Source organism: Pseudacidobacterium ailaaui (assembly GCF_000688455.1).
Classification (GTDB): domain Bacteria; phylum Acidobacteriota; class Terriglobia; order Terriglobales; family Acidobacteriaceae; genus Pseudacidobacterium; species Pseudacidobacterium ailaaui.
Genome location: NZ_JIAL01000001.1, coordinates 260,067 through 279,330, shown reverse-complemented (window position 1 = coordinate 279,330; position 19,264 = coordinate 260,067). Strand labels below are relative to the sequence as shown.

Here is a 19,264-nt window from a genome sequence, read left to right as displayed (position 1 = left end):
ATCGAGAGTTGCAATTCATAATTCTTATCGCCTTACACTCGCTGAGAACACGGCCCAAGAATAATGGCGTCCTGCTGCCGGAAGCAGGGCCTTTGCCTAGCGAATCCGCATAAAGTATAGTAGTGAATATCACTACTATGGAGGTTGACATGGAAAAGGCTGTTTCGGCGGCAGATGCCAATCGCAGATTCTCTCAACTACTGCACGGCGTGCGGCAAGGGCGTAGCTATATCGTGACCAGTCACGGAAGACCCGTAGCGAAAATCTCTCCTGCCGACGAACCTGGAAATATCGAAGCCGGTGCGCGGAAGGCCCTTCTCGACCGTTTGCGTCATCAGACCGCGGTAAAAATTGGCCGCTGGACCCGGGACGAACTGTATGAGGATGCACGGTGAAAGTTGCACTGGACACAAACATTCTGGCCTATGCCGAAGGCATAAACGGCACCTCCATGAAGAAGGCGGCGGTGGATCTTGTGCGCAAATTGCCCCAGGCTTCCGTGGTATTGCCGGTACAGGCGCTCGGCGAACTTTTCCATGTATTGGTTCGCAAAGCAGCCCGCCCGCCAGCCGATGCACGAGCCGCAATCCTCAGTTGGCGCAATGCGTTTGCGCTGATTGAAACCTCGGCTGAAATCATGCTGGCCGCTTCCGATCTTGCGGTCAACAACCAATTAGGCATCTGGGATGCGGTCATTGTTTGCGCGGCTGCAGAGGTGGATTGCCGAATTCTTTTATCCGAGGACATGCAGGATGGATTTATCTGGAAAGGTGTGACAATCATCAATCCGTTTGCACGGCCCAGACATCCTCTGCTGGAAGCATTGTTAAATCAAAACTCATAGAGTGATATGCTCTGCGCTTACGCGATACGCGATTCTCGTGAAATGTAGAAAATCATGACTGTGTCCTGCCTAACAAATGCATCGACCAAGGCGGGATAAACATTCAATGGCACGGAGGGTCGTGAAGGTTTGGGTACACGGAAGTGTGCTAGCATTTCGGGATATGCCGAACCTCAGAATTCTCTCTACTCTTTCATACGTCCTTGTCATGCTCAGCTCAGCGGCATTTGGGCAGAGCGGCACTACCAGGTTTAAGTCCGGCGAATGGCAAATCAACTCGACTGTGACCGCCGATGGACGGGCCATTTCTTCACAGCAACGCGTCCGACTTCTGGAAGCAGCAGCACGCCAATATCCAATATGCAGTGCGATGCTCCTGTTGTGACCTCTGTGCCCAGCGGCGTCCATGTCCAGCTTTCCTGCCACGGCAGTTCCGATGGGCAGACCTTGAGCAGTTCCGCCCAAAGCGAAGTCGGCGTAAGCGGCCCCAAAATGGCCTGTCGCTACATGGGTTATTGTGTCGGATTTTCCAGAAAACGTATTTTGGAGTGCCGGTCTTGAAATGTACCAGTGAATCAGCGAGAACTGGACAAGGAGAGGACAGATGGCACGGAGGCGTTATACGCCGGAGCAGGTGGTGAACCTGCTGCGGCAGATTGAAGTGGCAGTAGCGAACGGGAAAGCGACGGAGCAGGCTTGCAGGGATGCTGGAATCGTGGAGCAGACCTACTACCGCTGGCGTAGAGAGTACGGCGGCATGAAGGTGGACCAGGCGCGGCGGCTGAAGGAACTGGAGCAGGAAAACGGTAAGCTGAAGCGCCTGGTGAGCGAGTTAAGCCTGGAGAAACTGGTACTCAAGGACATCGCATCGGGAAACTTCTAAGCCCTGAACGACGCCGTCGTGCGGTATTTCATGCGCAGCAACAGTATGGGATGGCGGAGCGGCATGCGTGTCGATTGGTGAATCAGCCACGCGGCACGCAACGCTACCAACCGACACAGCGAGCCGACGAAGATCAACTGACGCAGGCCATCATCGCATTAGCCAAACAGTATGGGCGATATGGTTACCGCCGGGTCACAGCGCTGCTCAATCATGCAGGCTGGCCGGTGGGCAAGGATCGGGTCGAGCGTATCTGGCGTCGCGAGGGGCTGAAAGTACCGAAGAAGCAGAAACCACGCGGGCGGTTGTGGCTCAACGATGGATCGTGCGTAAGGCTGCGGCCAACGCACAGAAACCATGTGTGGAGCTATGACTTCGTGAGCGTGCGTACCCATAATGGTCGCAGCGTGCGGCTGTTAAACCTGATCGATGAATACAGCCGCGAATGTCTGTTGATCCGCGCCGAACGACGCTGGACCTCGGCCCGGGTGATCGAATCCTTGGCCGATGTGATGATTGAGCGTGGCGTGCCTGAGCACCTACGTTCGGACAACGGCCCCGAGTTCGTAGCCAAAGACCTGCGTCAGTGGCTGATCAACACGGGCGCGAAGACACTGTATATCGAACCTGGCTCGCCATGGGAAAACGGCTATTGCGAGTCGTTCAACTCGAAGCTCCGGGATGAGTTTTTGAATGGAGAGATTTTCTACTCGCTGAAGGAACTGCGCGTGCTGGCCGAACGCTGGCGCGTCCACTACAACACAGTTCGGCCGCACTCGTCGCTGGGGTATCGGCCACCAGCACCAGAAGCACGGCTCACAAGCAACAAGGGGCATGGAGAAGTGGAAACCGCTACGCGTTTCCCACTTCTCCACACCCCCGACGGCGGCTATCTGAAATCAAAGATAACTGCGCTACACTAACTCTTCACTGGCACAAAAGATCCGGCTGACCAATCTAGTGGTGTCACAGCGGCTTGCGTCACCGTTTTGACTTCGATCGGCAATGTGATCGACACGGGCGTGGAAGCGCGAGGCGTTCTCACGGCGACAACAAGTGCGCAACGATGCACTGGACCCGTGGCTGTTGTCTCGACTACACAGTTCGATAGGCTCGTCCCGCTGACCGCGGCCGTGGCCTTCTGCGGTACCTCTGCAGCTGCCATCGTTCCGGCACAGGACGCCACGAGAATCAGGAAAGCAATGGTGCCGGGGAGTAGTGGCTGTAACCATGGGCTGTCAACCATAGGCTGCTCACTCAGGAGGGTGCCGGATACCTCGTCAGAAGCGCGTTTTGTATTGTTCAATGCCGGCCCCCCCTGCAATTTCCCAGTCTCGAAAATCAGTGTTTGCCAACCTCTGCTTCTCGGGATGAGCATCCGGTAAAATCAGAACTGAATATAGGTTGCCGACCTCCCTGGCTACGTGAAGGAGTATTTCTCTCGCCGTCTTATTGTGCAGATCCTGCACGATGAGTGACGGCGACAAATTGTCCGGAAGGGAGAACCCGTTTAGTAAGCCTCCGCTTCCTGAAACGTGCAGTGCCGCGGCAGCTACAGCATTTGGAAAACTGAGTTTAAACAGGCTCAGGTTGTTTGGTATCTGGTACTCTGGCACCACTTGGTTCATCGGATTTGCCGAATCCCTCAGCAGTGTTTTTTGTGCAATGAGGAAGACGCCGTCTTTTCTGGTCCAGACATACCCGGGACATCTCGCTACAATGGCGGTAACCACAGCGGACGCATCCATGGTCGGCTTTATCTGCACTGACAAATTAGATGGAACGGGATCCACGAGCTCAGCTACAACCGACACATGGAAATGTTGGTCCACCATCAACAGTGCCTGGGGCAAGTTGCCGTGGAATGTTGCATCGCGCGAAGTTTGGCAGCTGCAGAGAGTCGCGACTGCGAAAACACAAATGAAATAGCGTGACATAGGTCTCCTATTGCACCGTGGGCGGGCCTGGGCAAGTGTATGTAACAGTTCTTGTCTGAACAGAAAGTCCGTTTGCTTTCCATGTCTGACTGACCTGTAAAGTGCAGGAGCCAGTTGGTTGACCGTTGGCATTGGCTGGCATACAACTGCTAGAGCACATCACCAAATAGTCAGGCGTGGGGAAGCTCCCATTCGCCAGGGTTTGGCCACTGGAAGCTGTAGGTGTGCTGGGCACGCCGGCACAGTTGTTACTGATTTCTGAAAAGCTCTCGACAACGGGCATTCCAGCAAATTGGATTGCATTGCCGTTTTGATCCTTGACCGTATACGTGATTTGCGCTTCGTCTGTTGTATAGGCAAGGGCCGGCGCCATTTGCGTACACGAAAATGACACAGTGGCGGGACTTGCGCTCAGACTTGTCGGTTGCTGCGCTGTTACGCTCTGCGTTGCCGTTCCGGATTGACCATTCAATGTGTACTGAACTGTGATAGTTGAGCTACCTGCCGATGCTCCCTGAACGGTTACTTTTGCCCCGGTCGAATCCTGCAGTGTCACGGCAGAACTACTGGATGACCACGAATAGGTGCCGCCGGATGGAGTACCGGTTGCGGTCAACTGGATCGTGTTGATTCCTCCGGAGCCCGATGCTGTCACCGGAACATTCTGAGGACCGCTGATGGTCACCGACGGTGTAACATTCCCCTGGCCGACTACAGGAACATTGCTTAGCGGACATGTCTGGCCATCTCTGACAGGCCCATAGATGATGTTTGTCAGTACGGAGTTAGTGGATGTTGAGCCGATGCTGATGCCAGTCAGATGACGGGGCGTCATCGTCAAGATGGATGTATCCCCAGACCACCAGCTACTGGCATAACCATCAAGATTCACCCAGCCGCCTCCACAGGCGTTCATTCCCTGGACATCGATCCCGCCCTCCTCGTCAACTCCGACGTAAGCAATTGCGGGAAGCAATTCAGCGCCGCGATAACCACAGCATACCATGCAGCCGTAGGTGGCATGGCCATAGGTCTTGTCGGTAACGACTTTACCCTCGTAAAGCGAGGGGGATGGCTTATCGGATACATCGAGTAGTTGATAGGCACCGGTGGTCAAGTTGCGCGGAAGAACATTACCCGCATCATCCGGTACGCCGTTGTAGATCAGATTACCCACGTCGATCCTGGCCTGCCCGGTAATTTGTACCAGTGAGAGTGTTAGTGCATTCCGGCAGGCGGCTTGCTCTTCAGCGTACAACGCAGAAGCGGTGCCACTTTCTCATCGGAGATGCTCGGCGGGCGCCCCGGCCGCAACTCATCGTAGAGTCCCTGAATCCGATGCTCGACAAAACGCTGCCGCCATTTGCCTACCGTTGCTTTCGACCAATCGAGAGCCAACCCTCCGCCTTCAAAGGCTCAGTTCTGGCCGAAGACTAACATTCCTTCTGGTACAAGAAAACCGAGGCCGATCATGAATGTCCTTTAAAGCATATGCGTTGAACTCTTGGCGTCAAGGCTGAATTGGGTTTCCACTGTGCCAGTTGACCGACAGAGGCAGACGTTGTTTCGGTGCTGTCCATTGAAGATTTCACGACTCAGGTGCACTTCGCGCAACTAGCTTCCTTGCGAGTTCAAGAGTATCCACCGGCCAGAAGCTCTCGGGTCGCGGACGACGGACGCGGGGCTCTCCAGCCTTCGGGCGGCAACTCAGTATCTTCTCGACCCACTGCCTAGGCACGGCATCGCGACCATAGGCGGCACCCAAAAGGGCTCCGGCGATAGCGGCGTTTGTATCCGTATCCCCGCCTCTCATCACCGTGTCCACGACCCCTTCCTCTAGCGAAGGCGCATGGAGCAACTGCCATAGAGCATTCTGAATCGCGATGATGACCCAACCTTGCTGATGCACGTAATCGGCTGGTACGCTGTCTGCCGCATTGAGCACCGCATTCATCAGTGTCTTCTCAACCTTCAGTTCTGTTGCCCAAACCTTGATGTCCTCGTACACTTCCTGTGGGATCTTCTGGCCGGAAACGAACTGGGCGATTGCCATGGCGAACAATGCGTTGGCCTGGAGACAAACTGGATGGGGATGCGTCAGCGCTGCATCCTGCTGGGCTAACCGTGATGTTCTCTCAAGGTCACAGTTCCAGCAAAATATTCCCAAGGGGCTAATTCGCATCAACGCTCCATTTGCTTGGCTGTCCGGGTTGGGTCTGCCTCGGAGCCCCGCCGACACAGTGTTACCGCAATCGAAGGGATGTGAGTTGAGCCAGAACAGGTAGGCTTTGCGTGCTTCCTCGGCGTCGTATCGGCCCTCCTTAACCAGCATCCTTGCCAGCATCAGCGCCATTTCGGAGTCATCGGTTGGCTGTCCAGCGATGGTGTCCCATGTCCCCCCATCGGCAAGCTCTCTAACACCATCGGGATAACGACAGCGGATGTCTGACGGTGACTGGAACTCAACAAGGCTTCCGAGGGAATCGCCAGCAATCTGCCCGAGGAGACAACCTTCCGCACGCGAGAGGATTTCAGCATCGACGTTCATGACTGTGACCTTCAACTTCAATTATCAGTCCGCCGGGCACGCACTCAAATGTGGAATGCCGCGTCACCTAGAAAGCCCACAGCGCCTGGGACAATGGCGCGAAGGTCCGCTTGAGTTAACGCTTCCAGCTTCCTCGCCGTAAATGTCAGATATTCCCTCGACCACACCCTACCGTTCTGATTGAGAATCCGAAAGCGTACCAAGGGCAATGCGGCTGCATCGAACACAACAGAGCAGGGGAACTCCTCTGCGGCGATGGTGCAGATCCTATCAACGATGCTGGAGCGCGAGTCAAACACGACTGAATTGTAGTGCCGGCAGGAAGGAATGCAAAGGCGCCCCCTCAACCTGTGACTTCGAAGACCGAGCAGGTGGCCTGAGTGCGTTCGTTGTTTCCGTGGGGAGGCCGGGAGCCATGCTGGTAGGTACGGTGGCACCAGGAAAAAAGAATCGTCATGTAGCGGTTTTACTGGTACCAAATGTCTGCTTCTGGCCTTGGGGCAGGGAACTTGCAAGGGCACATCAGTTCTGCTTCTGGAAGAGCGGATCAAATTCAAGTTCTATGATTTGCTCCTGCACGCGCACCTGCACAGGATCGAGGGACTCGACGATCCAGTCTGCATCTTTCAGGTCTTCAACGGTGTGGGAAAAGAGGGTGGCGAGCACTTTGCACCCGGCAGCGTGACCTGCTTTTGCTCCTGAGGCCGAGTCTTCAATTACGAGGCACTCTTCCGGTTTTTTCCCGAGCAGGGCAGCGCCTCTGAGATAAGGTTCTGGGCTGGGCTTGCCATGAGTCACTGTATCTCCGGTGACGATGCGCTCCGGAATGGGGACGCCAGCCTGGCGAAGACGCACGCGGGCCAGCCTGTCCGTGGCCGAGGTGACGATGGTCCAGGACGATGGGGGTAAGACATCGAGGATGCGGCAGACGCCTTTAAGGACCTCGATGTCTTCTTTGTCCTCGACTTCGATCTGTTCAATCAGTCGAAGCTCCTCGATGTCATTGAGATCGGGACGCAGCAGGCGCACCGTTTCAATCGCACGGCGTCCGTGAGCCGTCCTGATGGCCAAGGACGGGTCCACACCGCGCTTCTCTGCCCACTTGCGCCAGCTCCTTTCGACAGAACCCAGGGAGCTGACCAGGACGCCGTCCATATCAAACAGAATTCCACCAACTTGCAGCTTCACTTCGGTCATCCTCCGGATAAGCGGCGTCCTTTTTCAGGCGGGAAAGCGAGTCAATACTTCACAATTTTTGCAAAAGATTGGGGATCAAGGCTCGCCCCGCCGACGAGTGCGCCATCAATTTCAGGCTGGTTGAGCAGCGAGGAGGCATTCTCCGGCTTGACGCTGCCGCCGTAGAGGATGCGGATACCATCGGCAACTTCGCGGCCCAGAATGCGGGCAATTTCGCTGCGAATGGTAAGGTGTGCCTCGGCGGCGATCTCCGGGGTGGCGGTCTTTCCGGTCCCGATGGCCCAGACTGGCTCATAGGCGATGACGATGGGCTGCGCCTCTTCTGGCTTGATTCCCGCCAGAGCCAGCGATACCTGGCGGCGCAGGACATCATCGGTCTGTCCAGCTTCGCGTTCGGCGAGGACCTCCCCGATGCAGACAATGGGTACGATCGTATGCTTGAGGGCGGTGATGAGCTTTTTGTTGACGGTCTCGTCGGTCTCGTTGAAGTACTGACGGCGTTCGGAGTGGCCGATGATGACGTGGGTCGCACCGATGGCTTTCAGCATCACGGGCGAGGTTTCTCCGGTGTAGGCGCCTTCATCAGCAAAGTGCATGTTCTGACCGCCAACGGCGATGTTGGATCCGGCAACGGCAGGAATGACGGTGCTCAGAGAGGTGTCCGATGGACAGAGGACGATCTCGTCGCGGTTGTGCCCGGCAACAAGTGGGAGAAAGGTCTGCACATATTCCGCGGCCTGGGCCGGGGTCTTATACATCTTCCAATTGGCTGCAATGAGAGGTTTGCGCATTTGTCTTTTCTTTCTAGTTGAAATGAACTGCGCGGTGGGGCCGCGCAGTTTCAGCCATTTATTTTTCCGTCAAGGCTTCGACGCCAGGCAATTTTTTGCCTTCCAGAAACTCAAGGGATGCGCCGCCGCCGGTGGAGATGTGCGTAATCTGATCAGCCACGCCGGCCTGTTTTACAGCGGCTACCGAATCACCTCCGCCGACGATGGAGATGGCCTCACTGTTTTTGGCCACGGCCTTGGCCACCTGAGTGGTCCCTTTGGCAAATGCCGGCATTTCAAAGACGCCCATGGGGCCGTTCCAGACCAGGGTGCGGGCCTCGGCGATCTCTTGGCTGAAGAGCTCGACCGTTTTGGGGCCGATGTCAAGGGCCATCCAGTCCGCTGGGAAAGCTGCATCTCCGGCAAAGGTTTGGGTCTTGGCGTCGGGTGCGAACTTGTCAGCCAGGACGTGGTCCACGGGCAGCAGGAAGCGGACGCCCTTTTCTTCAGCCTTCTTCAGGGCGTCTTTGGCAATGTCCAGCTTGTCGGCCTCGACAAGGGACTTGCCGACGTCCTGCCCTCTGGCTTTGAGGAAGGTGTAGGCCATGCCGCCGCCGATGAGGAGAGAATCCACTTTGCCGAGAAGATTATCAATGACCTTAATTTTGTCGGATACCTTGGCGCCGCCAAGAATGGCGACGAAAGGCCGTGCCGGCTCAGAGAGGGCCTTGCCCAGGTACTGGAGCTCCTTTTCCATCAGCAGGCCGGCAGCAGACTTGCTCACAAAGTGAGTGATTCCTTCGGTTGAGGCGTGTGCACGATGGGCGCTGCCAAAGGCATCATTCACATAGATTTCACAGAGTGAAGCAAGCTGCTTGGCGAAGCCGGGGTCATTGGCCTCTTCTTCGGCGTGGAAGCGCAGGTTTTCAAGCAGCAGCACCTGGCCTGATTCGAGCTGCCGTGCCAGCTCCCTGGCTACATCACCTACGCAGTCCGGCGAGAAGGCAACATTGACGCTTTCTCCCAGCTGGTGGTCTAGCAGGACGCGCAGCCTGTCAACCACAGGCCGCAGGCTGTATTTGGGATTTGGCTTGCCTTTGGGGCGACCAAGGTGGGAGGCAAGAATCAGCTTTGCCTTATGACGCAGCGCGTATTCAATGGTGGGCAGTGTCTCGCGAATGCGGGTATCGTCAGTAATTTCGCTGCCGTCTTCGGTGAGTGGGACGTTAAAGTCAACACGCATGAAAACGTGCTTGTGCTGAAGATCGAGATCGCGGATAGAGAGTTTCGACATAGATAGACTCACTGGATTTCTGAATTGGAGATGATGGCGTCGGCTTCGATTTCAACACGCCATGATGGGTTTAGAAGTTTTGCCACAACGACCATGGTTGCTGCCGGGCGGATGTTACCAAAGAATTCGCCATGCGCGCGGCCGATGCTTTCCCAGTCCTCAGCATGAGTAAGATAGATGCGCGTGCGGACGACATCTTCAAGCTTTGCTTCGGCCTTTTCAAGCGCATTCTGAATCAGGGAGAGGCACTGGCGGGTCTGGGCGGCAGGTTCAGCACTTTCCGCGCCGACGGGGGCGGTGCCGGACACATAGACGCGATTGCCGACACGCACAGCACGGGAGAAGCCAATGATTGGCTCATAAGGCGAGGAACCTGAGATGTTCTGGCGCATCGGGGTGGCTCCTGGATAGTAAGAATTGTATTGTCATCCTGGGCGGAGCGCTAAGAAGCGCGGGGTCCAGAGACCTGCTCCTGCCTTGAAGAAGCAGGTCCCTGGCTACGCCCGGAAGGGCAACTACGATGATGGATTACAGACCTTTTTTCGCAATATACAGAATGAGGTCGCGAACGCGGTTGGAGTAGCCCCATTCATTGTCGTACCAGCTAATGACCTTTACTGAGTTCCCGATGACTTTGGTCAGGGGTGCATCCACGATGGAAGAGCGGGGATCGCCTTTAAAGTCGCTGGAGACCAACTCGCCGGCCTCATAACCGAGGATGCCCTTCAGCGGCCCTTCGGCAGCCTTCTTGAGTGCCTCATTGACTGACTGCACAGTTGCGGCCTTTTCTGAGATAAAGGTCAGGTCCACGACGGAGACATTGGGTGTGGGCACACGCAGGGCGAAGCCATCGAGCTTTCCGGCCATCTCCGGAATGACCAGCTTGAGGGCCTTGGCGGCGCCGGTGGAGCTGGGAATGATGTTGAGGGCAGCGGCACGGGCGCGGCGCAGGTCTTTATGCGGGAAATCGAGGACGACCTGGTCATTGGTATAGCTGTGCACGGTGGTCATGATGCCGGAAATGATGCCGAAGTTCTCGTGCAGCACCTTGACCACGGGAGCAAGGCAGTTTGTGGTGCAGGAAGCATTCGAGATGATGTTGTGCTTGGCCGGATCATACTTGTCGTCGTTCACGCCCAGGACGATCGTGATGTCCTCATTGGTTGCAGGAGCAGAGATGATGACCTTTTTGACGGAACCTTGCAGATGGGCCTTGGCCGCATTGGCGTCGGTAAAACGCCCCGTTGATTCTACGACGATCTGAGCGCCGACCGAGTCCCAGGGCAGCTTTGCAGGATCTTTTTCCGCGAAGACCTTGATCTTCTTGCCGTCCACGGAGATGAAGTCTTCTCCAGCGCTGATTTCGTTTTGTACGTTACCCAGGATGGAGTCATACTTCAGCAGATGGGCGAGAGTTGCGGGGCTGGTTAGGTCATTGACTGCGACCACTTCGATGTCCGGATTGCCGAGGGAGGCACGAAATACATTGCGTCCAATACGGCCAAAACCGTTGATGCCAACCTTAACTGCCATTTAAAAAGTTCTCCTTAAGAGGTTTTTCGCTGAAAGGTTTAAGTCTTGAGGGCTGATCCAGAGAGTGATGATGGGCCGCCGCCGGAGCGCCACTCAATAATGATGCTAGCACTGTCGTCAATATCAAGAAAGCCTTTGGGGCGAATCAGGAAAATTTATTTTGCAATTTCCCCCGATTTTTGCCGGATGTTTGCTCTGATGGCGTTGGCTGTGGTACATCCACATCATGCGCGAATGGATGCGCGAACGCATGAGAAGACGTCTGAAGCGTGGACCGAACACCTCCGAGTCCACAGGAAAAATCGGGCAGGAACTGCCAGCCAACCAGCCTCCGCCATTGCAGCCAAGCTATGGGGACCAGGTGCAGCATGTGCAAGAAAAGGCAGAAGAAACGGCCACTCCGGTGGAGGCGGCCGGAGCGCCAGCGGCCGAGATCCTGCCGGAGCCAGCCCAGGAGGCAACGGGTAAATTTGAGGTGGAGACCCAGCCCGAGTCACCATCGACTCCTCCGCCAGAGCCCCAGGCGACGCCGCAGCGCAGCCCCCGAGGATATGTTGTTCTGGCCATTGGGCTCCCCGGTTCTGGCAAAACAACGTGGTTCAAGCGGCGCGGCGTGACTCCGTTGTCGAGTGATCTGCTGCGGACAATTCTTTTTGACGACATCACTGAGCAGCGTTATCAGGGCCTGGTCTTTTCCACTCTGCGTTCGCTGCTGCGCGCCAGGCTGATTGCCAAGATGCCGTGGAATTATGTGGACGCCACCAACCTGTCTCCCCATGAACGGAGGCAGTGGATCAAGATGGCCAAGAGCTTTGGCTACGATGTCCAGGCGGTGTTCTTTGATGTACCCTTTGAAGTCTGTATGGAACGGAACCGCCGCCGCGAACGTGTTGTCAGCGACGAGGTGATGAAAAAGATGGCTGAGCGGCTGCGTCCGCCCTCTTTTAAAGAGGGTTTTTCAAAAATTACTGTGGTGCGCGTCAAGGGAGCGCCGCCGGTACAACCCCCGGCTGGGTCTTCCGGAGAAAGCGCTCCGGGAGACGAAAGCCATTCTTAGGCAGCGAAACAAGCAAGAAGCCGGGCAGCAATGTCCGGCTTTCCTATTTCCAATGTCATCCGCTATTGAATTCCGCGATGTCACGCTCGCAACACGAGATGGACGAAGGCTGCTCGATGGCCTCTGCCTGAGGATTGAGGAAGGGACCACGGTGGCCATCCTGGGCCGCAGCGGGTCCGGAAAGACGACGTTGTTGCGCATGGTAAACCGCATGGCGCGGCCTACGAGCGGCAGCGTTTTTGTCCACGGGAAGGATGTTTCTACGCAGGACCAAGTGCGGCTGCGGCGCAGGACCGGGTATGTCATCCAGGAGACAGGCCTGTTTCCACACTTCACGGTCGAGCGAAATGCCGGCCTTGTGCCTGAGTTAAACGGAGGCTGCGTGGACAAAGGTCGGATCCATGAATTGCTGAAGCTGGTGGGTCTGGACCCGCAGAGATTTGCGCAGCGCTGGCCGCACGAGCTTTCGGGAGGACAACGGCAGCGTGTCGGTCTGGCCCGCGCCCTGGCTGCCGATCCGCAGATTCTACTGATGGACGAGCCATTTGGTGCGCTTGACCCGCTGACGCGCGCAGAGATGCAGCAGATGTTGCGCGGCCTGCTCCAGCGCCTGAAAAAGACCGTGCTGCTGGTGACCCACGATCTGGACGAGGCGCTGTATCTGGCATCGCGCATTGTGTTGCTGGAAGAGGGGCGCATGGTGGTTGATCTGCCGGCTGAGGAATTTCCGAGGTCTGAGGTGCCGGCTGTACGCGCATATGTGCAAGCAATCCATCGTGGAGTGATGCCGTGAGCGGTTTTCTTGCGCAGTATGGCATCGAGGTCCGCGAGCTGACGCTGGAGCATCTGTGGCTGACGGGCGCTGCAATGCTGTTTGCATCGTTCATCGGCATCCCCGCGGGAATCTGGCTGACCCGGCATGAGCGATGGGCGAAACCTGTCATCAGCTTCGTAAATGTGATTCAGACCGTCCCCAGCCTCGCGATGTTCGGCTTCTTACTTCCACTGCCGTGGCTGGGCGAGCGGGCTGCACGGATTGCGATTGTTGCACTTACCGGATATGCGCTGCTGCCAATCATTCGCAATACCTATGCGGGAATTCGAGGGATTGATGCAACCATCACAGACGTGGCGCGCGCCCTGGGTATGACGGAGAGGCAAGTGCTCATGAAAGTCGAGCTACCGCTTGCCGCCGGGGTGATTCTTGCCGGACTGCGCACGGCCACGGTGACCTGCGTTGGAATCGCGACAATTGCTGCCGCGGTGGGTGCAGGCGGGCTGGGTGAGTTGATCTTTCGCGGCGTCGCTTCGGTGGACAACAGGCTGGTCCTCGCCGGGGCCATTCCTGCTGCGCTGCTGGCTTTGGGCGCCGATGGGCTGCTGGGGCTGGTGGAGCGCCGGGTCCGGGTGCCGGGAATGAGACATCCATGAAGGGGAAGCGTCTGGCGAAACTTCCGCTTTTTCGCGGTACGAATGCATGGAGCAGCCGGGGCCATAAGCAGGCAGTGTGCCGGAAAATTTCCTCCTTCTTTTTCAGCAATCTGAAACCCGGCTCTTGGAAATGTGCCTGCACACTCTGTGCATGTTTAATTGTGGCTTTTCTATGCACAAGTTGTTCTCCGCCACATGCAGACCACCTGGTCATCGGAGCCAAAAACTTTACAGAGCAGGTGGTTCTGGGTGAGCTGCTGGCCCAACACATTGAAGCCAGCACCGGAATCAAGGTGGAGCGCCGTTTTTATCTTGCCGGCAGTTACATCTGTCATCAGGCCCTGATTTCCGGGCGCATTGACGCATACGTAGAATACACCGGTACCGCGCTTACCGCGATCCTCAGGCAGCCGGCAAGCCGAAATCCGCAGGCAGTCTTCCATGCCGTGCAAAATTTGTATCAGCAACGGTATCAGATTTCCGTCATGCCGTCGCTGGGGTTCGAGAATACGTTCGCCATGGTCATTCGTGGAGACGATGCGCAGCGGCTGCATTTGAACACGTTAAGCGAAGCGGCAAAATATGCTCCGGAATGGCGTCTGGGAGTGGGTTATGAATTTGAGCAGCGCCCGGATGGACTTTCTGTGCTGAGCAAGAGCTACGGGCTGCATTTTAAAGGGCCACCGCGCACGATGGACCTCGGTCTGTTGTATCGCGCACTGAATGCCCATCAAGTGGACATGATTGCCGCCAATTCAACCGATGGCCAGATTGCCGAGTTTGGCCTGAAGGTCCTGGAAGATGATCAGCATGCGTTTCCGCCCTATCAGGCCGTTCCGCTCGTGCGAGAAGATGCGCTGCGGCGCTGGCCTGCGCTGCGCGGCGCACTGGCGGAGCTGGCAAATAAAATATCCGTAGACGAAATGCGCGCCATGAATGAGGCCGTGGATGCGGAACATCGTGATCCGGCAGAGGTGGTGCGCGAATTCCGGCAGAAGAAAGGGCTTTGATGATGGAGTCAGTAAAAGTGGCCCCAGCGCAGCAGCCAGAACCGTGGCTGCGCGGCACATTGACCGATGTTCTACCTGTGGCCCGGGCGGTTTTACACGCCCTGGAGTTAGCAAAAGAAGATGTGCAGCGGTGGTGTGGTCCGCTGGCCGATGAAGAGATGGATATGCGCCCGCTGGAGTTGCCTTCGATTGCGTTTCATCTGAAACATATTGTGCGGAGCTGTGACCGGCTGTTGACCTATGCCGAAGGGGAGCAGCTCTCCAGCGATCAGATTGCTGCTCTGAAGACGGAAATGGATGTCGGGACAAGCCGGGAGGCTCTGTTTGCCGAATTTGACAGAGGCCTGGAAAATGCGGCCCGGCGTGTGCGGGTGTTGGGTGCCGGCGATCTGGGGCAGCCGCGCTTTGTGGGGAAGAAACAGCTTCCTACGACGGTGGGTGGACTGCTGGTGCATGTGGCCGACCACACCCAGCGCCATGTGGGCCAGGTGGTGACAACGGCCAAAGTGCTGCTGGCACAAAGGGCTGAAGTGTGAGGGTGAAGTCCCATGAGCAGGACAAGCCTGCTGGCTACTTGTTGAGCAGGGGGCGTAGTGCCTGAAATACATTCAGCGCCACTTGTCTGCACCCCTGAGCGGTGGGGTGAATCCCGTCCTCCTGCATGGATCCGGGAACCCCATACACGCTTTGCAGCAGAAAGGGAATCAGCGGTGTGCGGTATTTCTTTGCCAGCGATGTATAGATGTTGTTGAACTGCTGAATGTAATCCGGCCCGTAATTTGGGGGCAGGGTAATGCCAGCCAGCACGACCTTGACGCCGGCCTTCTGCAATGCCGCGATCATGGCTTCGAGGTTCTGCTTCGTTGCGTTCAGGGGCAGACCACGCAGGCCGTCGTTTCCGCCAAATTCCAGTATGACAATCTGAGGACGCAGCGCAAGCACGTCTTTCAAGCGGTCTGTTCCGTCTTTTGAAGTATTGCCGCTGACGCCCAGGTTCGCGACGCGGTAGTGATATCCACGTGCATCAAGGAGCTTCTGTAACTCGTCGGGATAGCTGTGGCCAGGGCTGACGCCGTATCCTGCGGTCAGCGAGTTTCCAAAGCAGGCAATCACCGGAGCAGAAGCGGCCCACCCATGATGGAACGCGGTTCCGAGGAACAGCGTAAAAAGAAAGAGGAGAAAATGCCGTCGCTTCACATCCATATTGTATGCAGCCAGGTGTTTTTGCATGATTGAAGTCCGAGGATTAACCAAGACCATCCGCAACGGTCCACGGGTGGTAGAGATTCTGAAGGGAATTGACCTTACCGTGCCGCAGGGACAATTTCTGGCGATTATGGGTGCCTCCGGCAGCGGCAAGAGCACGCTGCTGGGGCTGATGGCTGGACTGGATGCTCCCACAGGGGGACAGGTGTTGATTGACGGGAGCGAAATCAGCCATCTGCCGGAAGATAAACTGGCGCAGGTGCGCGGGAAGAAGATTGGGTTTGTCTTCCAGTCCTATCAACTGATTCCTACACTGACTGCGCTTGAAAACGTGCTGCTACCCTACGAGCTCAATGCGAATGGCGATGGTAGGCAGAGGGCGGTTTCCTTGCTAGAAACGGTAGGTCTGGCCGACCGTCTGCATCATTACCCGGTCCAGCTTTCCGGTGGAGAGCAGCAGCGGGTGGCCTTGGCCCGTGCCTTTGTTCTTGCGCCGCCAATCGTCATGGCAGACGAACCGACGGGAAATCTTGACTCAAAAAACGGGCAGCATGTGCTTGATTTGTTGATGGAGCGCCAGCGCGAGGCCGGGACCACGCTGGTCATGGTGACGCACGATGCACAGATTGCCGGCCGCGCCGACCGGCGCATTGTGATGAAGGACGGACGCATTATCGCGGATGAATCCAATGGAAACTAAGCAAAAACCCGCTCTCGGCTGGACGACTGCGGCCAAGATTGCCTGGCGGGAGCTGCACGCCTCGCGAACGAAATTTGTCTTTGTGGTGCTTTCCGTCGCCCTTGGCGTGGCAGCCCTGACGGGCGTGCGCGGGTTCAGCGAGTCCTTCCAGAAGGCGCTACTTAACCAGGCGCGCAGCATCATGGCAGCGGACCTTTCGGCGCGCATGTTCCGTATTCTGACTCCACAGGAAAACGCGGAGCTGAATGCAATGCCCGTTCAGCGCACATGGGTCACGGAGATGGTCTCGATGGCTTCGCGGCAGGGGGACCTGGTGCCCTTACTGGTATCGCTCAAAGTGGTAGACCCTACGGAGTACCCGTTTTATGGAAATGTCGTGCTTTCTCCGGCGGGCGATCTGCGGACCTTTCTTACAGACTCGACTGTAGTTGTCGACGACAATTTGCTTGTCCGGCTCCAGGCGCATGTTGGGGACCAGCTCCGGATTGGCGGGCAGTTTTTCCGCATTGCTGCTGTCATCCAGAAAGAGCCGGACCGTTTAACGGCCGGAGTGGGCATGGGACCGCGCGTAATGATGACACGCGCAGCCCTCGACAGGACCGGATTGCTGCAAGCGGGAAGCCGCGCCACGGAACGCTATCTTTTCAAGCTCGGTCCACAGAGCGGAAAGGTAGAAGATCTCCGCAAAGCGATTGAAAAGGTCCTGCCCGATGCGCAGGTCTCTGACTTTCGTGAGACCAGTCCGGCGATTTCCGAAGGGCTTGACCGAGCAACAGGCTTGTTAAGTCTGATTTGTCTGGTGGCGATGGTGTTGGGCGCCATTGGTGTGGCGATGGCGATGCGCGCCCATTTACAGCAGCGCATGGACACGCTTGCCATCATGAAGTCCATCGGCGCGCGATCCGGGGACATTCTGCAGATCTATCTTTTTCAGACCCTGCTGCTGGGCGTTGCTGGTTCCGTGCTCGGCATTGCTTTGGGGGTGGGAGTGGAGTGGGCGCTTCCGTCGCTTTTTGGCCGGTTGCTGCCGATCCATCCGCCGCTGCGATTGCCGTTGCGTTCTGTGGTGGCTGCATTTGGTACTGGGACCCTGACGACACTTCTGTTTTGTCTGCCTCCGCTGCTGGATGTGCGGAAGGTCCGGCCCAATGTTGTTCTGCGCAAGACGGTGGAGGAATCGGCGGAGAAACAAGGATGGGCGGCGAGGCTCAAAGAAAACAAGGCGCGATGGATCTCTTCGATCGTCGTGCTTCTCGCACTGGGTGCCATCGCCGCGGGTCTGGCCGACTCCATGATTGTCGGAAGATGGTTTACCGCGGCGCTGGCCTCCGTCCTGATTGTGTTGCTGGCGCTTGCTGCCTTTACGTTGCGGGTCCTGCGGGCATTTCTTGACCGGACAAGGCTTCATCTGCATTCAGTGCTGCGGCAGGGCCTGGCGAATCTTTATCGACCCGGAAACCAGTCCGCCGCGGTCCTGGCGGCACTTGGTGTTGGTGTCATGCTCATTTTGAGCGTGTTTCTCATGCAACACGCGATTCTTAATCGGCTGAATTCCGATTCAAGCTCCAGCGCACCCAACATTTTCCTCATTGATATCGGACAAAGTGAGCTTGCTGGTGTAGAGGGACTGCTTGCCCATCAGCCGGGAGTTACAGGGAAAGTGGAGACCATCCCCATTGTGACTGCTCGCATTACAGACGTTGATGGGGCCGGAGTGGCAGATCTGAAACTGAAAAACTATCCGCGTCGGATGTTGTCCTCGGTCCCGGTAACCTGGTCAGACAGATCGCCGGAAGGGGTAAAAGTTGTTGCGGGCAGGTGGTGGCAGGGCAGCGACGCAGATGGGCTTGCTGTAGTAGACCGTGTGGCAAGACGATTTCATCTACATCTGGGTTCCGAGGTGGTTTTTCAGGCCGGTGAAAAGCAGGTCCGCACACATGTAGCGGCCATTTATAAGCCTGAAGGAGAGCATGCCTTTGCACGCAGCGAATTCATTCTTCCGTCCGGACCGCTGCAGGGACTGCCCGTGGTGTGGTACGCAACGGTGCATGTGCAGCCCGGGCAGATTGCGCCGCTTGAGCGGGCCTTGTTTGCCGCTTACCCTACGGTAACCACCATCAATGTGGCCGACATTCTGGAAACTGTGCAGAGCGTGATTCACCAGATTACGATTGTGATCCGTTTTCTTGCCGGATTTTCGATCCTGACCGGCGCGGTAATTTTGGCATCGAGTGTGGCCAGCACGCGCTTTCGGCGCATCCGCGAGGTTGTTGTACTCAAAACACTGGGTGCCACACGCAATCGTATCGCCAGCGTATTCAGCATCGAATTTGCCGTTCTGGGGTTGCTGGCAGGAATTGTGGGAGCAGTCTTTGCGAATCTGTTGGCGGACATACTTCTGCGCCGGATGGAGATTTCCTATCATCCGGAAGTGCTTGTCAGTGTGATTTCTGTACTGGCAACGGCCTTTCTTGCTGTTCTGACCGGGTGGACAGCCAGCTTCCGCATTCTTGGACAGAAGCCGCTGGAGGTCCTGCGGGAAGAGTAAATACAACGGATTTGATGGCCCGCGCCTCTAACCTGAGGAATCCGAGGAGGGGAAGGAATTCATGAAGATTGCAGGTGTTCTTCTAATCATTGTAGGGGTCATAGCTTTGATTTACGGCGGAATTTCCTACACCACGCACAAAAAAGTGATCGACATGGGTCCAATCCAGGCAGAGAAAAAGGAGACCCACAGCATCCCTCTGCCACCGGTGTTGGGCGTAGTGGCAATTGTGGGTGGAGGCGCCCTGCTGGTTTTTGGCGCGAAAGAACGATAAGGGTACTGTTTTCTACCACAGGGGTAAGACGG

General features: G+C 56.6%; 20 protein-coding genes and 1 pseudogene. 11 read left to right on the top strand and 10 right to left on the bottom strand.

Annotation, left to right across the window (positions count from 1 at the left end; genetic code table 11):
* The first annotated feature begins 149 nt into the window (after positions 1 to 149).
* From N655_RS0101170 to N655_RS0101155, 3 genes are all read left to right on the top strand, one after another.
* A complete protein-coding gene (locus N655_RS0101170; protein ID WP_026441520.1) occupies positions 150 to 395 on the top strand; it encodes a type II toxin-antitoxin system Phd/YefM family antitoxin in 246 nt (81 codons plus the stop codon).
* A complete protein-coding gene (locus N655_RS0101165) occupies positions 392 to 844 on the top strand; it encodes a PIN domain-containing protein (protein ID WP_026441519.1) in 453 nt (150 codons plus the stop codon). The genes N655_RS0101170 and N655_RS0101165 overlap by 4 nt, the downstream gene beginning before the upstream one ends.
* Positions 845 to 1,448: 604 nt before the next feature.
* Positions 1,449 to 2,650 (top strand): IS3 family transposase gene (locus N655_RS0101155; protein WP_155987451.1). Its coding sequence is split into 2 segments (ribosomal slippage): positions 1,449 to 1,713 and positions 1,713 to 2,650, totalling 1,203 coding nucleotides; the frame shifts between segments, so codons are not numbered across the junction.
* A gap of 357 nt (positions 2,651 to 3,007) precedes the next feature.
* Here N655_RS0101155 and N655_RS0101150 read toward each other — a convergent pair.
* The 9 genes and pseudogenes from N655_RS0101150 to gap all read right to left on the bottom strand — a co-directional run bounded on the left by N655_RS0101150 (position 3,008) and on the right by gap (position 11,006).
* Entirely contained in the window at positions 3,008 to 3,664 is a 657-nt protein-coding gene (locus N655_RS0101150; RefSeq protein ID WP_155987450.1) for a hypothetical protein, read from the bottom strand.
* Positions 3,665 to 3,671: 7 nt separating this feature from the next.
* Complete coding sequence (locus N655_RS0101145) at positions 3,672 to 4,841, bottom strand: hypothetical protein (protein ID WP_155987449.1); 1,170 nt, start codon at positions 4,839 to 4,841, stop codon at positions 3,672 to 3,674.
* 50 nt (positions 4,842 to 4,891) lie between these two features.
* Positions 4,892 to 5,056: pseudogene (locus tag N655_RS20420) on the bottom strand (helix-turn-helix domain-containing protein); the annotation flags it as partial.
* Between the two features lie 196 nt (positions 5,057 to 5,252).
* A complete protein-coding gene (locus N655_RS0101140; protein WP_026441514.1) occupies positions 5,253 to 6,212 on the bottom strand; it encodes an ADP-ribosylglycohydrolase family protein in 960 nt (319 codons plus the stop codon).
* A 522-nt stretch (positions 6,213 to 6,734) separates the two neighbouring features.
* Positions 6,735 to 7,400 (bottom strand): HAD-IA family hydrolase, encoded by a 666-nt coding sequence (locus N655_RS0101130; protein ID WP_081823771.1) that lies wholly within the window; start codon positions 7,398 to 7,400, stop codon positions 6,735 to 6,737.
* 50 nt (positions 7,401 to 7,450) lie between these two features.
* The gene (tpiA, locus tag N655_RS0101125; RefSeq protein ID WP_026441511.1) at positions 7,451 to 8,200 is read right to left on the bottom strand and encodes a triose-phosphate isomerase; all 750 of its coding nucleotides are present in this window, start codon (positions 8,198 to 8,200) and stop codon (positions 7,451 to 7,453) included.
* Between the two features lie 58 nt (positions 8,201 to 8,258).
* The gene (locus N655_RS0101120; protein WP_026441510.1) at positions 8,259 to 9,473 is read right to left on the bottom strand and encodes a phosphoglycerate kinase; all 1,215 of its coding nucleotides are present in this window, start codon (positions 9,471 to 9,473) and stop codon (positions 8,259 to 8,261) included.
* A gap of 8 nt (positions 9,474 to 9,481) precedes the next feature.
* A complete protein-coding gene (locus tag N655_RS16660; protein ID WP_044933765.1) occupies positions 9,482 to 9,865 on the bottom strand; it encodes a RidA family protein in 384 nt (127 codons plus the stop codon).
* A 136-nt stretch (positions 9,866 to 10,001) separates the two neighbouring features.
* Positions 10,002 to 11,006, bottom strand: a complete 1,005-nt coding sequence (gap, locus tag N655_RS0101110) for a type I glyceraldehyde-3-phosphate dehydrogenase (protein ID WP_026441509.1) — start codon at positions 11,004 to 11,006, stop codon at positions 10,002 to 10,004.
* A 250-nt stretch (positions 11,007 to 11,256) separates the two neighbouring features.
* Between gap and N655_RS0101105 the strand changes: the two genes are divergently transcribed.
* The 5 genes from N655_RS0101105 (at position 11,257) to N655_RS0101085 (ending at position 15,040) form a co-directional block, all read left to right on the top strand.
* Entirely contained in the window at positions 11,257 to 12,063 is an 807-nt protein-coding gene (locus N655_RS0101105; RefSeq protein WP_026441508.1) for an ATP-binding protein, read from the top strand.
* Between the two features lie 52 nt (positions 12,064 to 12,115).
* A complete protein-coding gene (locus N655_RS0101100) occupies positions 12,116 to 12,856 on the top strand; it encodes an ATP-binding cassette domain-containing protein (RefSeq protein ID WP_026441507.1) in 741 nt (246 codons plus the stop codon).
* Positions 12,853 to 13,494, top strand: coding sequence for an ABC transporter permease (locus tag N655_RS0101095; protein WP_026441506.1), 642 nt, complete (start codon positions 12,853 to 12,855; stop codon positions 13,492 to 13,494). Before N655_RS0101100 ends, N655_RS0101095 begins: the two co-directional genes overlap by 4 nt.
* A gap of 161 nt (positions 13,495 to 13,655) precedes the next feature.
* The gene (locus tag N655_RS16655) at positions 13,656 to 14,504 is read left to right on the top strand and encodes a glycine betaine ABC transporter substrate-binding protein (protein WP_238324421.1); all 849 of its coding nucleotides are present in this window, start codon (positions 13,656 to 13,658) and stop codon (positions 14,502 to 14,504) included.
* Entirely contained in the window at positions 14,504 to 15,040 is a 537-nt protein-coding gene (locus N655_RS0101085) for a DinB family protein (RefSeq protein ID WP_044933763.1), read from the top strand. The genes N655_RS16655 and N655_RS0101085 overlap by 1 nt, the downstream gene beginning before the upstream one ends.
* A gap of 34 nt (positions 15,041 to 15,074) precedes the next feature.
* On the opposite strand, the gene N655_RS0101080 is transcribed toward N655_RS0101085, so the two are convergent.
* Positions 15,075 to 15,734 carry an arylesterase gene (locus N655_RS0101080; protein ID WP_238324419.1) on the bottom strand — a complete coding sequence of 220 codons (660 nt, stop codon included), beginning with the start codon at positions 15,732 to 15,734 and terminating at the stop codon, positions 15,075 to 15,077.
* Here N655_RS0101080 and N655_RS0101075 point away from each other — a divergent pair.
* The 3 genes from N655_RS0101075 to N655_RS0101065 all read left to right on the top strand — a co-directional run bounded on the left by N655_RS0101075 (position 15,733) and on the right by N655_RS0101065 (position 19,232).
* Positions 15,733 to 16,410: an ABC transporter ATP-binding protein gene (locus N655_RS0101075; protein ID WP_026441503.1), complete on the top strand. Its 678-nt coding sequence runs from the start codon at positions 15,733 to 15,735 to the stop codon at positions 16,408 to 16,410. The genes N655_RS0101080 and N655_RS0101075 overlap by 2 nt on opposite strands.
* Positions 16,400 to 18,958 carry an ABC transporter permease gene (locus N655_RS0101070; RefSeq protein ID WP_155987446.1) on the top strand — a complete coding sequence of 853 codons (2,559 nt, stop codon included), beginning with the start codon at positions 16,400 to 16,402 and terminating at the stop codon, positions 18,956 to 18,958. Before N655_RS0101075 ends, N655_RS0101070 begins: the two co-directional genes overlap by 11 nt.
* A gap of 61 nt (positions 18,959 to 19,019) precedes the next feature.
* Entirely contained in the window at positions 19,020 to 19,232 is a 213-nt protein-coding gene (locus tag N655_RS0101065; RefSeq protein WP_026441501.1) for a hypothetical protein, read from the top strand.
* Positions 19,233 to 19,264 lie beyond the last annotated feature (32 nt).

Coding starts and splice junctions, on each gene's coding strand:
- N655_RS0101140 (WP_026441514.1), bottom strand. CDS start 6,212: ATGAACGTCGATGCTGAAATCCTCTCGCGTGCGGAAGGTTGTCTCCTC.
- N655_RS0101070 (WP_155987446.1), top strand. CDS start 16,400: ATGGAAACTAAGCAAAAACCCGCTCTCGGCTGGACGACTGCGGCCAAG.
- N655_RS0101075 (WP_026441503.1), top strand. CDS start 15,733: ATGATTGAAGTCCGAGGATTAACCAAGACCATCCGCAACGGTCCACGG.
- N655_RS16660 (WP_044933765.1), bottom strand. CDS start 9,865: ATGCGCCAGAACATCTCAGGTTCCTCGCCTTATGAGCCAATCATTGGC.
- N655_RS0101120 (WP_026441510.1), bottom strand. CDS start 9,473: ATGTCGAAACTCTCTATCCGCGATCTCGATCTTCAGCACAAGCACGTT.
- N655_RS0101080 (WP_238324419.1), bottom strand. CDS start 15,734: ATGCAAAAACACCTGGCTGCATACAATATGGATGTGAAGCGACGGCAT.
- N655_RS0101085 (WP_044933763.1), top strand. CDS start 14,504: ATGATGGAGTCAGTAAAAGTGGCCCCAGCGCAGCAGCCAGAACCGTGG.
- N655_RS0101105 (WP_026441508.1), top strand. CDS start 11,257: ATGAGAAGACGTCTGAAGCGTGGACCGAACACCTCCGAGTCCACAGGA.
- N655_RS0101150 (WP_155987450.1), bottom strand. CDS start 3,664: ATGTCACGCTATTTCATTTGTGTTTTCGCAGTCGCGACTCTCTGCAGC.
- tpiA (WP_026441511.1), bottom strand. CDS start 8,200: ATGCGCAAACCTCTCATTGCAGCCAATTGGAAGATGTATAAGACCCCG.
- N655_RS0101100 (WP_026441507.1), top strand. CDS start 12,116: ATGTCATCCGCTATTGAATTCCGCGATGTCACGCTCGCAACACGAGAT.
- N655_RS0101170 (WP_026441520.1), top strand. CDS start 150: ATGGAAAAGGCTGTTTCGGCGGCAGATGCCAATCGCAGATTCTCTCAA.
- N655_RS0101065 (WP_026441501.1), top strand. CDS start 19,020: ATGAAGATTGCAGGTGTTCTTCTAATCATTGTAGGGGTCATAGCTTTG.
- gap (WP_026441509.1), bottom strand. CDS start 11,006: ATGGCAGTTAAGGTTGGCATCAACGGTTTTGGCCGTATTGGACGCAAT.